13 protein-coding genes and 1 other RNA gene are annotated in these 13,667 nt (G+C 73.5%); 6 read left to right on the plus strand and 8 right to left on the minus strand.

The genetic code is table 11. From position 1 onward, the window contains the following. Positions 1-112 precede the first annotated feature (112 nt). Positions 113-512, minus strand: an RNA gene (gene rnpB, locus AB0O36_RS16620) — RNase P RNA component class A. A gap of 299 nt (positions 513-811) precedes the next feature. Continuing rightward, positions 812-2,269 (minus strand): RNB domain-containing ribonuclease, encoded by a 1,458-nt coding sequence (locus AB0O36_RS16625; protein WP_365110194.1) that lies wholly within the window; start codon positions 2,267-2,269, stop codon positions 812-814. A 188-nt stretch (positions 2,270-2,457) separates the two neighbouring features. Between AB0O36_RS16625 and yaaA the strand changes: the two genes are divergently transcribed. Next, positions 2,458-3,258 carry a peroxide stress protein YaaA gene (gene yaaA / locus AB0O36_RS16630; RefSeq protein WP_365110196.1) on the plus strand — a complete coding sequence of 267 codons (801 nt, stop codon included), beginning with the start codon at positions 2,458-2,460 and terminating at the stop codon, positions 3,256-3,258. 181 nt (positions 3,259-3,439) lie between these two features. On the opposite strand, the gene AB0O36_RS16635 is transcribed toward yaaA, so the two are convergent. Continuing rightward, positions 3,440-4,198 (minus strand): bifunctional DNA primase/polymerase, encoded by a 759-nt coding sequence (locus tag AB0O36_RS16635; RefSeq protein WP_365110198.1) that lies wholly within the window; start codon positions 4,196-4,198, stop codon positions 3,440-3,442. A gap of 376 nt (positions 4,199-4,574) precedes the next feature. Then, on the minus strand, positions 4,575-5,177 hold the full coding sequence (locus tag AB0O36_RS16640; RefSeq protein ID WP_365110201.1) for a TetR/AcrR family transcriptional regulator: 603 nt from the start codon (positions 5,175-5,177) through the stop codon (positions 4,575-4,577). Positions 5,178-5,319: 142 nt separating this feature from the next. Between AB0O36_RS16640 and ddaH the strand changes: the two genes are divergently transcribed. Then, entirely contained in the window at positions 5,320-6,129 is an 810-nt protein-coding gene (gene ddaH / locus AB0O36_RS16645) for a dimethylargininase (RefSeq protein WP_365110204.1), read from the plus strand. A gap of 29 nt (positions 6,130-6,158) precedes the next feature. Here ddaH and AB0O36_RS16650 read toward each other — a convergent pair whose 3' ends face one another. Both AB0O36_RS16650 and AB0O36_RS16655 read right to left on the minus strand, forming a co-directional pair. Beyond that, on the minus strand, positions 6,159-7,181 hold the full coding sequence (locus AB0O36_RS16650; protein ID WP_365110207.1) for a small ribosomal subunit Rsm22 family protein: 1,023 nt from the start codon (positions 7,179-7,181) through the stop codon (positions 6,159-6,161). A gap of 9 nt (positions 7,182-7,190) precedes the next feature. Further along, positions 7,191-8,636 carry a multidrug effflux MFS transporter gene (locus AB0O36_RS16655; protein ID WP_365110210.1) on the minus strand — a complete coding sequence of 482 codons (1,446 nt, stop codon included), beginning with the start codon at positions 8,634-8,636 and terminating at the stop codon, positions 7,191-7,193. Positions 8,637-8,721: 85 nt separating this feature from the next. Here AB0O36_RS16655 and AB0O36_RS16660 point away from each other — a divergent pair, with 85 nt between their 5' ends. The 4 genes from AB0O36_RS16660 to AB0O36_RS16675 all read left to right on the plus strand — a co-directional run bounded on the left by AB0O36_RS16660 (position 8,722) and on the right by AB0O36_RS16675 (position 11,343). Then, entirely contained in the window at positions 8,722-9,495 is a 774-nt protein-coding gene (locus AB0O36_RS16660; RefSeq protein WP_365110213.1) for an SDR family oxidoreductase, read from the plus strand. A 45-nt stretch (positions 9,496-9,540) separates the two neighbouring features. Then, entirely contained in the window at positions 9,541-9,963 is a 423-nt protein-coding gene (locus tag AB0O36_RS16665; protein WP_365110216.1) for a helix-turn-helix transcriptional regulator, read from the plus strand. A 10-nt stretch (positions 9,964-9,973) separates the two neighbouring features. Beyond that, the gene (locus AB0O36_RS16670) at positions 9,974-10,390 is read left to right on the plus strand and encodes a VOC family protein (RefSeq protein WP_365110219.1); all 417 of its coding nucleotides are present in this window, start codon (positions 9,974-9,976) and stop codon (positions 10,388-10,390) included. Between the two features lie 95 nt (positions 10,391-10,485). Beyond that, positions 10,486-11,343: a PhzF family phenazine biosynthesis protein gene (locus AB0O36_RS16675; protein ID WP_365110221.1), complete on the plus strand. Its 858-nt coding sequence runs from the start codon at positions 10,486-10,488 to the stop codon at positions 11,341-11,343. A 133-nt stretch (positions 11,344-11,476) separates the two neighbouring features. Here the strand turns inward: AB0O36_RS16675 and efeU are convergent, their stop codons facing one another. Both efeU and efeB read right to left on the minus strand, forming a co-directional pair. Continuing rightward, a complete protein-coding gene (efeU, locus tag AB0O36_RS16680; RefSeq protein ID WP_365110224.1) occupies positions 11,477-12,325 on the minus strand; it encodes an iron uptake transporter permease EfeU in 849 nt (282 codons plus the stop codon). Between the two features lie 12 nt (positions 12,326-12,337). Beyond that, positions 12,338-13,660: an iron uptake transporter deferrochelatase/peroxidase subunit gene (efeB, locus tag AB0O36_RS16685; protein WP_365110227.1), complete on the minus strand. Its 1,323-nt coding sequence runs from the start codon at positions 13,658-13,660 to the stop codon at positions 12,338-12,340. Positions 13,661-13,667: the final 7 nt, after the last annotated feature.

A 13,667-nucleotide genomic window follows, 5' to 3' on the forward strand; every position in this document is an offset into this window, starting at 1 on the left:
TGGGGGGGGGGGGGGGGCGGCGCGGCGGGGGGGGGGGGGGGGGGGCCGGGGCGCCCCCGGCCGCGCCCCCCCCCCCCCCCGGGGGGGGCGCCCCCCCCCCCACGTTCGGTGCAGAACGACGCAGGCTGTACGCCGGGTTCTGTCACCCGGTGACCTCGCGGTCGCCGGGGAGACGGCCATCCATCTAGGACCGGTGTTGCCACCGGCCTCGTGCGGTCTACCCGCGGACTCGGGCGGGCAGCCCTCGATCGTCCGCGCAGGGCCGTCCGGAGACGACCCCTCTTGACCTTGCTCCGGGTGGGGTTTACCTAGCCGCCTGGGTCACCCCAGGCGCTGGTGGTCTCTTACACCACCGTTTCACCCTTACCGGGGGCCGAAGCCCCCGGCGGTCTGTTTTCTGTGGCACTGTCCCGCGGGTCACCCCGGGTGGGCGTTACCCACCACCCTGCCCTGTGGAGCCCGGACGTTCCTCGGCGGGGCCGGAGCCCCGACGCGGCCGTCCGCCTGTGTCGTTCTGCGAATGACCATGCTACCGGGCGCCGCGTCCCCGCCCGACCGCCCCCGCCCGGCCGGCTCCGCCCACCCGAGCCCACCGGTCCGCTTGACCTTGCCGCGACGTCAGGGATTCCACTGGCCCCATGCGGATCGGAGAGATCGCCGCGGTCGTCCGCCGGGTGATGGGGGCGTTCCCGGAGCGAGGACGGGGATGACGGTGACCTGGACGAGCGCGGCCGTACGGGAGGCCCTGCGGCGTGCGGTGCGGGCGGCGGACGGTGCCCCGGCCGGGACCGTCCGGGCCGGGGGACACGCCCTACGGCACGCTGAAGAGGATCTTGTCCACGTCCAGGCCCGCTTTCGGGTCGGCCCGGTCGAGCTTGGCGCGGACGCTCGCACCGAGTTCGAGACTCCCGGTCGGCGAGCTGATCCGGCCCATCACGGGCGGGTCCGCCAGATAGGCGAGCCCTCCGAAAGCCGGCGCGGGAGCGTCCACGTCGGTGTCGATGACGGCGGCATCGAAGACCTCGCCCTCCCGCTTCATGAGCAGGGCCGCCTCCACGATGTCCACGGACTCCCGGTCCGCCTTGCCCCCCTTTCCGCCGGCCATCCTGGCCGGCAGGCCGTCCAGGGCCGCGAGCACCCAGGCCGGCGGAGCCTGGCCGGCGCAGGCGGCCACGCACAGCTCACCGGCGTACCGGTCGACCAGGCGGCGCATCGGGGCCGTGCAGTGGGTGTACGGCGCCGCGATCGAGGCGTGCACGTGCAGGGGCGGGACGGCGCCGTCGCGGAAGGTCTTGTACTCCGCCGGCCGGAACAGGCGGATGGCCTCGTGGAGGAAGGCCGCGTGGTTCCGCAGGCCCGGGTCGAGGGTGCGGATCCGCTCGGCGTACGACATGTGCTCCGGCCACTCGATGCCGAGCTGCCGGGCGATGAGGTGCAGCCCCGGGACCGGGTCGGGCGTCCGCTTGCGCTGGGTCCGCAGGACGCCCGTACCGCTGTCCAGCATGAGCCCGGCCGCGGCCATCCCGGTCATGAGGGACAGCTGCTCGTTCCAGCCGTCCACGGGCAGCGGTGCCCGGTAGTCCAGGTGGAACTCGCCGTTCTCGAAGGTGACCTCCTGGTCCGGCAGGGCCAGGGAGACGGCGCCGCGGTCGGCCTCCACGGCCTCGCGCAGCACGCCGATGTCGCGGAGCAGGGCCACGGACTCCTCGGCGGTACCCGCGTCGATGTCCTGCTGGACGCAGGCGTAGTTCAGCTTGGCCCGGCTGCGGACCAGGGCGCGGCGCACGTCCGAGGCGGTCACCTCGCCCTGGGCGTCGAGGTCGTGCCGCCACAGGAGGGCGGGGACGGTCCGGTTCGGCAGCAGGCTGGCCGCGCCCTCGGAGAGCACGGGCGGGTGCAGGGGCACCTTGACGTCGGGGAAGTACAGCGTCTCGACCCGCTTGCCGGCCTCGGCGTCCAGCACGCCGCCCGGCGTGACGAAGGCGGCGATGTCGGTGATGGCGTAGTGCACGCGGTACCCGCCGCCCGGCCGCCGCTCCAGGTACATGGCCTGGTCGAGGTCCTGCGACTCCGGCGGGTCGATGGTGAAGAACGGCAGGTGGGTGGCGTCCTCGTGGGACAGCACGGGCGCCTGGGCGGCCGCCGCGGCCGCCTGGAGCACGGGCTCGGGGAAGTCCGCGTCGGCTCCCAGGGCCGTCCGGAGGTTCTGCAGGGCGGTGCTCAGAGCGGCCTTGGCCGCGTCGGACATGTGCATCGGGCGACGGGGCATGTCCCCGAGCGTAGGTCGGCGGGCACGGCCCGGCACGGCGGGCGGGGCCGGGCGGGGTGGGGGCGCGGGCGGGCGGCCGCGGACGAGGGAACGGTGGCCGGCCGGAAGGGCCTACGCTGGCATGTCGGGGCCGCACCCCCGCGCCGTGCCGTACCGGCCGTGTCGTGCCGTACCGAAGGAGAACCACCGTGCTCGTGCTGCTGCCGCCGTCCGAAGGAAAGGCCGCCGGCGGCTCCGGCGCACCCCTGCGCCCCGAGGGGCTCTCCCTGCCGGGGCTGGCGGAGGCCCGGGCGGCCGTCCTGGAGGAGCTCGTCGAGCTGTGCTCGGCGGACGAGCTCAAGGCGCGCGAGGTGCTGGGGCTGAGCGAGGGGCTGCGAGGCGAGGTCGCGAAGAACGCCGCGCTGCGGTCCGCCGCGGCCCTGCCGGCCGGCGAGATCTACACCGGGGTGCTCTACGACGCCCTGGGGGCGGCCGATCTGCCGGCGGCGGCCCGGGCGCTGGCCGACGAGTCGCTGCTGGTGTTCTCCGGCCTGTGGGGTGCGGTGCGGCTGACGGACCGGATCCCTTCGTACCGGTGCTCGATGGGCGTGAAGCTGCCGGGGCTGGGGGCGCTCGGGGCGTACTGGCGCGCGCCGATGGCCGAGGTCATGCCGGCTGCCGCCGGGGACGGGCTGGTGCTGGACCTGCGGTCGGCGGCGTACGGGGCGGCGTGGAAGCCGAAGGGGGAGCTCGCGGGGCGCACGGCGACGGTGCGGGTGCTGCATGCGCAGGTGGTGGACGGGGTGGAGAAGCGGTCGGTGGTCTCGCACTTCAACAAGGCGACGAAGGGGCGGCTGGTCCGCGACCTGCTGATCTCGGGCTCCGTGCCGGGCAGCCCGGCGGAACTGGTCACGGCCCTGCGGGACCTGGGCTACGCGGTCGAGGCGGAGGCCCCCGCGAAGCCGGCGAAGCCGTGGTCCCTGGACGTGGTGGTCACCCAGATCCACTGACCCCCTGCGGGCCGGCCGCGTCCTGGGTGGGGCTCGGTGCCCGTACCGCGCCGCGGTGTGGGTCGGCCGTTGCCCTGGCCGGGCTGGGCTTGGTGGCGCTACGCCTGCCCACACCTCGGCGGAGCCGGCGTTCACGCCTCGGCGGAGCCGGTGTCGGGTGGGGGTGAACCCCAGGAGGGGGTCAGCGGCTGAGGGGCCAGGCCACCGAGGCGACGGGGTCGTGGTCGGCCGTGCCGGCGTGGAGCGCGCACGCGTCCGTGAGGGTTTCGAGGAGCGTCAGCGGATCCGGCAGCGGGTGTTCCATCCCGCGGACCCAGGCCACCGCCAGGTCGCCGGGGAGCGCGGCGGGCGGCAGCAGCACGTAGCTGCCGCGGCAGTGCCACCGCAGACCGGGATGCTCGTCCATCGTCTCGGGGTGGCAGTCCAGTTCGCACGGCCACCACTCGTCCTCGTCCTCGGGCGTGCCGCGGGTGGCGGTGAAGAAGAGCATCCGGGCCTGCGCGGCGGGACCGTCGGCGCCGGACTCGGCGACCGGTCCGACCGCGATGCCCGCGGCCAGCAGCCGTTCCAGCGCGTCGCGCCCGGCCTCCAGCGGGACGTCCAGGACGTCGTGGACCATGCCGGTGGCGGTGACGAAGTTGGCCTGGGGCTGGTTCCGCACCCAGCGCTCGATCTGCGAGCGGTCCGTCGTCGACTGGGTCTGCCAGGCGAAGGACAGCGGATGGCGGGCCGGGGTGGGACAGCCCATGCGTTCACAGGAGCAGCGGTAGCCGACGGGGTGCGCGGCCGGGGCGATCGGCAGTCCCGCCGCGGCCACTGCCAGCAGCAGTCGCTCGCGCTCTCGTCCGGGGTCTTCGGCGGAGGCTTTCGGCCGCAGGCGCAGCCACTGGGAAATCCTGCTCTGCGCACCACGTTTGAAGCGGCCGGACTCAGACCCCACGGACCCCATGTATCCCCTCACCTCAACCGATGCCCGGCAGACCCTCAGGCAGACCCTGACATCGTCCCACCATCCCGCTGCCCTCGTGACCGCCCTCGCCCGCCGGGACACGGCCCGAAGGCTGACGAAAGGGTGGATTCCGGTCGATTGTTTCCGGCCGGGGCGGGTCGGTGACTTTGCTCACCGGGGGGTCACGGGGCGCACGTCCGGAGTTCATTCCGCTGTGCGGGGCCGGTGCGCGCCCCCGGTGCGCGCCCGTGCGCGCCCCGGTGCGCGCCCGTGCGCGCCCCGGTGCCGGCGGCAGCGTCGGGTGCCGCGCAAGGTACCGTGCCGGGCCCCGCGGCGACCCCGGCGCCCCGCGCCGCCCGCCCCGTGCTCAGCGCGGTGCGACGCCCCGCAGCACCCGGTCCACCAGTGCGTCCGTGAACGCGTGCGTGAGCGGGGCGGTGCGCATGAGCCAGCGGTACGTCAGAGGGCCGACGAGCATCTCCACCGTCAGGCGTAGATCCGTGTCCTCGGCGATCTGGCCGGCCTCCCGCGCGGTGCGCAGCCGCTGCTCGTACAGGGCGAGCTGCGGCTCCAGGAGCTGCTCGGTGAAGCGGGCCCCCAGCTCGGGGTCGGTCGCCCCGGCGGCGGTGAGGGCGCGGGCCGGGGCCTCGTAGGTCTCGTCGTTGAACTCGTCGACCGTGGCCCGGAGCACCTGCTTGAGGTCGGCGGCCAGGTCGCCGGTGTCCGGGAAGCCGGTCCAGCCGCCCTCCTCGGCCGCGTCCCCGGCCATCGCCAGCGAGGCTTCCAGCAGGACCGCCGCCTTGGACGGCCACCACCGGTAGATCGTCTGCTTGCCGACCCCGGCCCGGGCGGCGATGGCCTCGATGGTCAGTTTGTTGTAGCCCACCTCGCCGACCAGGGCGAGGGCCGCGTCCAGGATGGCCCGGCGGGAGCGGTCGCTGCGGCGCGAGGCGTCGGGAGTCTTTGCCATGTCCGTCAGTGTAATACGAGCCGAGACGTCTCGTCTTGAACCGTCGGAAATCCTTTCGTCGGCCAAATCACCCGAACAGTTCACTGCGCGGTGGGCTTGGAGGAGAGACGATTCTCCCAACTGTCTTCGTAGGGAGCCCTCTTTGCGCAGAGACGCCACACCCCGGCGCTACCTGATGTGCCCACCGGCACACTTCAAGGTCACGTACTCCATCAACCCGTGGATGGATCCCACGAAACCGGTGGACCTGCCCCTGGCACTCGCCCAGTGGGAGGACCTCCGTGACCGTTACCGCTCGCTCGGCCACACCGTCGAGGTCCTCGACCCCGTACCCGACCTGCCGGACATGGTCTACGCCGCCAACGGCGCGACCGTGGTCGACGGGAGGGTGCTCGGCGCCCGGTTCGCCCACCCGGAACGCGCGGCCGAGGCCGAGGCCCACCTGGCCTGGTTCCGCGCCCACGGCTACACCGAGATCCACGAGCCCGCCCACATCAACGAGGGCGAGGGGGACTTCGCGGTCACCGCGAGCTACGTGCTCTCCGGCCGCGGCTTCCGCTCCAGTCCGCTGTCGGCGGACGAGGCCCAGGAGTTCTTCGGCCGGCCGGTGATCGGCCTGGACCTGGTGGACCCCCGCTACTACCACCTGGACACCGCCCTCAGCGTGCTCGACGGCGACGAGGTCATGTACTTCCCGGAGGCCTTCTCGCCCGGCAGCCGGGCGGTGCTGCGCCGGCTCTTCCCCGACGCGCTGATCGCCACCGAACGGGACGCGGCGGTGCTGGGTCTGAACGCGGTTTCGGACGGCCGGCACGTGTTCCTGCCCCAGGCGGCGACCGGGCTGTTCGAACCGTTGCGGGAGCGCGGGTTCGAACCGGTCGGCATGGACCTGGGCGAGCTGCTCAAGGGCGGCGGCAGCGTGAAGTGCTGCACCCTGGAGCTCCGGGACTGACCGGAGCGGGCGCCCGGCCCCGGCCGCGGTCAGTCCGCGGCCGGCGGCCGGGCGTCGTCCTCGGCCGGCGGCCAGGCGTCGCCCCACTCGGCGTCCCGGGCGCCCTTGTACAGGTCGCCGTGGCGCTTGCTGACCGTGGCCCGGGTCAGGCCCTCCGCCTCCGGGCCGCACAGGTCGAGCAGGACCAGCCCCTTGCGGATCTGCGGCTTCCGGGTGATCCGGGAGACCACCGGGGCCGCCGGGAAGCGGACCGCCGCCACATAGCTGAACTTCTCGTCCTCGTACGCCAGCGAGCCGCCCTTCACCTGCCGGTGCAGGGAGGACCGGCTGACCCGGGCGGAGAAGTGGCACCAGTCCCGGCCCACCTCGATCGGGCAGGTCCCGTCGTGCGGGCAGGGCGCGGCCACCCGCAGCCCTGCCGCGATCAGCTGCTCCCGGGCCTCCCGGATGCGCAGGTAGCCCTCGGGGGTGCCCGGTTCGATCACCACCACCGCCTGTCCGGCGCGGGCCGCCTCGGCGACCACCGCCCGCCGGGCCTCGCCGGTCAGCTCGCCGAGCACGTACGAGACGGTGACCAGGTCCGCCTCCGGCAGGGTCAGCCCCGTCCCGATGACCGCCTTGCGCCACTCGGCGCCGCGCAGCACCTCCGACCCCGAGGCGGCCGCCAGTTCCCGGCCCAGGGTCAGGGCCGGTTCCGCCCAGTCCAGGACGGCCGTCCCGCGCGGCCCCGCCCAGGTGGCGTCCACGGCCCAGGTGGCCGCGCCGGTGCCGCCGCCCACGTCCACGTGCGACGCCGGGGTCCAGCCGGGGGCGGCGGACGCGAGTCCGTCCAGGGCCGCCCGTACCGCCTCGAAGGTCGCCGGCATCCGGTACGCCGCGTACGCCGCCACGTCGGAGCGGTCGCGCAGTACGGGGGCGTCCGTCGGGGTCCGCCCGCGGTAGTTGGCGATCAGCCGGTCGACGGCGGCCGCGGCCTGCTTGGGCGGCAGTCCGTCGAGGAGGCCGGCCAGTGCGGCCCGCAGGGATTCGGCGGAGGTGGAATCGGGGATCACCCGCGAAGTTTACGGCTCCCCGTGGTCCCCGGTGCCGCCCGCGGCGGGCGTGACCTCGCCCTTCTCCCCGGTCCCGCGGCGCTGCCACGGGCGGCCCAGTGCCGCGAAGCAGGCCACCGCGAGCAGCGCGCAGGTCAGCTGGACCACGGCCATCGGCACCGCCGTGTCCTCCCCGGCGATCCCGACCAGCGGGGAGGCCACCGCGCCCACCAGGAACGAGGAGGTGCCGAGCAGGGCGGACGCCGACCCGGCCGCGTGCGGGGTCCGCATCAGGGCCAGTGCGTTGGTGTTGGGAAGGACGATGCCCATCGCGGACATCACGGCGAACAGCGCGGCGGCGACCGGCACCAGTCCGACCTTTCCGAACACCCCGGAGGACATCAGCAGCAGCGCCACCGAGGCGGCGGTGATCACGGCCAGGCCCACCGCCAGCACCTTGTCCAGGCTGACGCGGCCGACCAGCAGCTTGCCGTTGATCTGGCCCGCGGCGATCAGGCCGACCGAATTCAGGCCGAAGAGCAGGGAGAAGGTCTGCGGGGAGGCGCCGTAGATCTCCTGCACCACGAAGGGCGAGGCCGATATGTAGGCGAACAGCACGGCGAAGGCGAAGCCGCCGGTCAGCATGTACCCGGCGAACCCCCGGTCGGCGACCAGTCCGCGCATGGTGCGCAGGGCCGCGCCGATCCCGCCGGTGTGCCGGCGTTCGGGCGGCAGGGTCTCGCCGAGGCCGCGCCACATCACCACGGTCAGCAGGGTGCCGACCGCGGTCAGGACGAGGAAGACGCCGCGCCAGTCGGAGAAGCGCAGCACCTGGCCGCCGATCAGCGGGGCGACGATCGGGGCGACCCCGGATATGAGCATCAGGGTGGAGAAGAAGCGGGCCATCTCCACGCCGTCGTAGAGGTCGCGCACGATCGCGCGGGCGATCACGATGGCGGCCGATCCGGCCAGGCCCTGGAGCAGCCGGAAGCCGATGAGCATGCCGGCGGTCGGGGCGAACGCGCAGACCGCGGTGGCCAGCACGTACATCACCATGCCGATGGTCAGAGGGCGCTTGCGGCCCCACTTGTCGCTCATCGGCCCGATGACCAGCTGGCCCACGGCCATGCCGGCCAGGCAGGCGGTGAGGGTCAGCTGGATGGTGGCCGCGGGGCTGTTCAGGGCCGTGGTGACCTGCGGCAGCGCCGGCAGGTACATGTCCATGGACAGCGGGGGGAGGGCGGAGAGCCCGCCGAGGACGAAGGTGACGAGCAGCCCGGTCCGGCGGGCGGCGGCGGTGGCCGGGGGCGTCGTGGCCGCGGGCAGGCCGGCGGTGGGCGTGCCGGCGACGGGTGTGCCGGCTGCGGGCGCGGTGGCCGCGGGTGCGCCCGTTGCCGTGGCCGGCGGGGACGTTGCGGAAGAGGAATCCGGTACAGGACCTCTCTCGGACATCTGGCGCTCCACTCTGATCGTCATCTTTTCAACATCCCCGACCCGTTCATGTTCTCAGCTGTCGGAACGTCCCGGGCGGTGAGCGCGGTGTGACGTACTCTCCCGCAACATGAACGACACGAGCGGGAACAAGATCGCTGTTGTGACCGGTGCCGGTTCGGGCATCGGGCGTTCCGTGGCCCTGGCCCTGGCCGAGGGCGGCTGGTCCCTCGCGGTGGCGGGGCGCCGGCCGGAGCCGCTGGAGGCCATGGCCGAGGCGGCGCGGGCGGTCCGGCCGGACGCCGAGGTGCTGTGCGTACGGGCGGACGTGAGCGACCCGCAGGACGTGGCGGCGCTGTTCGCGGCCGTGCGCGAGCGGTACGGCCGGCTGGACCTGCTCTTCAACAACGCGGGCACCTTCGGCCCGGCCGGGGTGCCGGTCGAGGACATCGCCTACGAGGCCTGGAAGCAGGTCGTCGACGTCAACCTGACCGGCGCGTTCCTGTGCGCTCAGGCGGCCTTCCGGATGATGAAGGAGCAGGACCCGCAGGGCGGCCGGATCATCAACAACGGCTCCATCTCCGCCCACGTGCCGCGCCCGAACTCGATCGCCTACACCGCGACCAAGCACGCCATGACCGGCCTCACCAAGTCGCTCTCCCTCGACGGCCGCCCGTACCGGATCGCCTGCGGCCAGATCGACATCGGCAACGCGGCGACCGAGATGACCGAGCGGATGCAGACGGGCATCCTGCAGGCCAACGGACAGCTCGCGGTCGAGCCGGTGATGGACGCTGCCGACGTGGCCCGCACCGTCCGGCACATGGCGGAGCTGCCGCTTGGGGCCAACGTGCAGTTCGCGACCGTGATGGCCACCGCCATGCCGTACATCGGGCGGGGCTGACCGCGGACGCGGCGGGGGCGGCCCGGCCTGTGGGATGGTGATCGGGTGAGCACACTGGAAGACCTGGTCAGGTTGCGCCGGGCGCGCGACCTGATGGACCGCTCCTACGCCGAGCCGCTCGACGTCCCGGCGCTGGCCAGGGTCGCCCTCATGTCACCGGGACATTTCTCGCGCAGCTTCCGGGCCGCTTACGGCGAGACCCCGTACAGCTACCTGATGACCCGCCGGATCGAACGGGCCAAGGCGCTGCTGCGCCGGGGCGACCTGACGGTAACGGAGGTCTGTTTCGAGGTCGGCTGTACCTCGCTGGGCTCGTTCAGTTCGCGCTTCACCGAGCTGGTGGGGGAGACCCCGAGCGCCTACCGGGCCCGCGACCACGAGGAGGGCGCCCCCATCCCGGCCTGCATCGCGAAGATCCGCACCCGGCCGGTCAGGAACGGAGAAGCGAAGCCCGACCCCCGCGCGTAGCGTGTGGCGCATGGACATCAAGGTTTCCCAGTGCTTCATCGCCGTCGACGACCACGACAAGGCGCTCGCCTTCTACCGCGACGTGCTCGGCCTGGAGGTCGTCAACGACGTCGGCTTCGAGGGGATGCGCTGGGTGACCGTGGGCTCGCCCTCGCAGCCCGGTGTGGAGATCGTCCTCGAACCGCCGCTGGCGGACCCGAACGGCTCGTCCGCCGACCGGCAGGCCATGGCCGAACTGCTGGCGAAGGGCCTGCTGCGCGGGGTCATCTTCACCACCGACGACGTGGACGCCACCTTCGAGCGGATCCAGGCAGCCGGCGGCGAGGTGCTGCAGGAGCCCATCGACCAGCCCTACGGCGTCCGCGACTGCGCCTTCCGCGACCCCGCCGGCAACATGCTCCGCTTCAACCAGCCGCGCAAGGGCTGACCCCCGGCCGCAAGGCAGAGCCCCCGGCCCCAACGGCAGAGCCCCGCCCGGCCGGCCACGGGAATGGCGGGGCCCGAGGGGCAGTTGGGGTGTACATGACTGACGTACTGCGTTACACCGCCTTCTCCGCGGACCCGGACGGCGGCAACCCCGCCGGGGTCGTCCTGGACGCCTCCGGACTCGACGGAGCGGCGATGCTGGGCATCGCCGCCGACCTCGGATACAGCGAGACCGCCTTCCTCACCGCGCCGCCGGACACCCAGGCCGGCGAGCCGGGCCGCGCCTTCACCGTCCGCTACTTCAGCCCCAGGACCGAGGTGCCCTTCTGCGGCCACGCGACGGTGGCCACCGCGGTGGCGCTGGCCGAGCGGATCGGGCCGGGCGAGCTGCTGTTCACCACCCAGGCAGGGCCCGTCCCGGTGACGGTCACGCAGGAGGGCGGCACCCTGCGGGCCACCCTCACCAGCGTCGAGCCGCACGTCGAGGCCGTGGCCGACGACGATCTCGCCGAGGCACTGGCCGCACTGGACTGGCCCGCCGCCGACCTCGACCCGGCGATCCCGCCGCGCATCGCCTACGCCGGCGCCCGCCACCTGGTGCTCGGCGCCGCCACCCGCGCCCGGCTCGCGGACCTCGCCTACGACTTCCCGCGCCTGGAGGCCCTGATGCGCCGCCTGGACCTGGTCACGGTCCAGCTGGTGCACCGGTCCGGAGACCGGGAATTCCACGTACGGAACCCCTTCCCGGTCGGCGGGGTCGTCGAGGACCCCGCCACCGGGGCCGCGGCCGCCGCCTTCGGCGCGTACGCCCGCGAGCTGGGCCTGGTCCCGGACGAGGCCGTGCTCACCCTCCACCAGGGCGAGGACATGGGCCGGCCCGGAGTGCTGACGGTCGAGCTGCGTGCGGGCGACCCGCGGGTGCGGGTCGGCGGCGAGGGCGCCCGGATCGCCTGAGGATCCGCAAGACGGAAACGCCGGAGCCGGCGGAGGCGTACACGCCCTCCGCCGGCTCCGGCGTTTCCCGTCCTCTGCCGACGACCGGCTCTTCTGCCGAGGGGCCGACGATCGGTTGCCGAGGAGCCGGGGATCAGTTCTCGGTCGTCTTGGCCAGCGACGACGCCGCCTTCACCAGCCGGCCCACCCAGTCCGTGCCCAGGAACAGCAGCAGCGCCGGGACCACGTACAGGGCCCACACCCACACCTGCAGCACGGTGGGGTCCGGCTGGAAGTTGAAGGTGCCCTTGAGCAGGGTGCCGTACCAGCTGTCCGGCGGGATCGTGGCGCTCACGTCGAACGCCTTGTCCGTCAGCCCGCCCAGGAAGTCCGCTTCCTGCAGGTCGTGGATGCCGTACGCGAGCACGCCCGCCGCGACCACCACCAGCAGACCGCCGGTCCAGGTGAAGAAGCGCGCCAGGTTGATCCGCAGCGCACCCCGGTAGAACAGCCAGCCCAGCACGATCGAGGAGCCGATGCCCAGCAGGACGCCGGTCAGCGGGCCGGCGCCGTCACCGGCCGCCTTCACCGAACGCCAGACGAACAGCGAGGTCTCCAGGCCCTCCCGGCCGACGGCGAGGAAGGCGGTGGTCACCAGGGCCCCGGTGCCCATGGCCAGGGCCGCGTCGAGCTTCTCGTGCAGCTCGGCCTTCAGGTGCCGCGCGGTGCGCTTCATCCAGAAGACCATCCAGGTCACCAGGCCCACGGCGACGATCGACAGGGTCCCGCCGATCGCCTCCTGCGCCTCGAAGGTGAGCTCCTGGGTGCCGAATTCGAGGGCGGCGCCGAAGGCCAGGCTGACGCCGGCCGCGATGCCGACCCCGAGCCAGAGCGCCGGCAGCCGGTTCCGGTGGCCCGTCTTCACCAGGTAGGCCACCAGGATGCAGACGACCAGGCTGGCCTCCAGGCCCTCCCGGAGACCGATCAGATAGTTGCTGAACATGTGCGTCGCCCCCTACGAGAACAGCGCCCGGCCCCACCAGTCGTCCTTGTCGCGGACGCCCGGAGGAACGGCGAAGACGGCCGAACTCACGTGCTGGATGTACTCGTTGAGGACGTCGGCCTTCGCCAGCTTGCGCTGGATCGGGATGAAGCCCTTGCGCACGTCGCGCTGGTAGGCCAGGAAGAACAGGCCCGCGTCGAGCCGGCCCAGTCCGTCCGTGCCGTCGGTGAAGGAGTAGCCGCGGCGCAGGATGGTCGCCCCGTCGTTGGTGTCGGGGTGCGCGAGGCGGACGTGCGCCTCCGGCTTCATCGCCTTCAGGAACGGCTCGTCGCGCTCCTTGGACTTGCCGACCGGCGCGCCCTCGGCCTTGTCCCGGCCGAAGATGTCCTCCTGCTCCTGGAGCGGCGTACGGTCCCAGATCTCGATGTTCATCCGGATCCGCCGGGCCACCAGGTAGGAGCCGCCCGCCATCCAGGCCGAGGCGCCCGGCACGTCCTTGTCCGCGACCCAGACGTGCTTCTCCAGGGCGGCCGTGTCGGTGCCGGAGATGTTCCGGGTGCCGTCCTTGAAGCCCATCATGTTGCGCGGGGTCTGCTCCTCGGGGGTGGTCGAGGAGGTCTTCCCGAAGCCGAGCTGCGACCAGCGCATCACGGTCTTGCCGAAGCCGATGCGGGCCAGCTGCCGGATGGCGTGCACGGCGACCTGGACGTCGTCGGAGCACGCCTGCACGCAGATGTCGCCGTGGGAGAGGGCCGGGTCCAGGTTGTCGCCGGGGAACAGCTCCAGGTCGACGAGCGCCTCGGGGCGCTTGCCCTCCAGGCCGAACCGGTCCTTGGCGAACAGCGAGGCGCCGAAGCCGATGGTGAGGGTGAGCCGGGACGGCTTGAGGCCGAGCGCCTCGCCGGTGTCGTCCGGCGGGGCCTCGGGCAGCCCGCCGACGGCGCCCTCGCCGACCGGCAGGCCGGCGGTCATCCGCTCGGCGGCGCGGGTCCAGTCCTTGAGGAGCTGGACCAGCTCGGCCCGGTCCTTGGTCTTCACGTCGAACGCGGCGAAGTGCAGCCGGTCCTGGACGGCACTGGCGATGCCCGCCTGGTGCGCGCCGTGGAAGGGCACGGCCGCCCCGGTCAGCGCGGCCGGCACGCTGTCCGGGCCGCTGCGCAGCACGGCGGCGGTCCCGCCGGCCGCGGCGGCGCCGAGCGCGAGCCCGGCACCGCCCCAGCCGAGGACCGAGCGGCGGGAGGGGGCGGAGGCGGTGGTGCCGCCGGCCGCCGGGTCCGCCGCGGGGGCCGGGTCCACCGACGCCGCCCCGTCCTTCACGTCCTTCTTCTCCGTCATCTGAGGA

The organism is Streptomyces sp. NPDC089799 (assembly GCF_040684755.1).
GTDB lineage: Bacteria > Actinomycetota > Actinomycetes > Streptomycetales > Streptomycetaceae > Streptomyces.

Excerpts from the sequence above, each read along its gene's own strand:
- AB0O36_RS16660 (WP_365110213.1), top strand. The coding sequence starts at position 8,722 with ATGAACGACACGAGCGGGAACAAGATCGCTGTTGTGACCGGTGCCGGT.
- AB0O36_RS16675 (WP_365110221.1), top strand. The coding sequence starts at position 10,486 with ATGACTGACGTACTGCGTTACACCGCCTTCTCCGCGGACCCGGACGGC.
- efeB (WP_365110227.1), bottom strand. The coding sequence starts at position 13,660 with ATGACGGAGAAGAAGGACGTGAAGGACGGGGCGGCGTCGGTGGACCCG.
- AB0O36_RS16640 (WP_365110201.1), bottom strand. The coding sequence starts at position 5,177 with ATGGCAAAGACTCCCGACGCCTCGCGCCGCAGCGACCGCTCCCGCCGG.
- AB0O36_RS16670 (WP_365110219.1), top strand. The coding sequence starts at position 9,974 with ATGGACATCAAGGTTTCCCAGTGCTTCATCGCCGTCGACGACCACGAC.
- AB0O36_RS16655 (WP_365110210.1), bottom strand. The coding sequence starts at position 8,636 with ATGACGATCAGAGTGGAGCGCCAGATGTCCGAGAGAGGTCCTGTACCG.
- efeU (WP_365110224.1), bottom strand. The coding sequence starts at position 12,325 with ATGTTCAGCAACTATCTGATCGGTCTCCGGGAGGGCCTGGAGGCCAGC.
- AB0O36_RS16625 (WP_365110194.1), bottom strand. The coding sequence starts at position 2,269 with ATGCCCCGTCGCCCGATGCACATGTCCGACGCGGCCAAGGCCGCTCTG.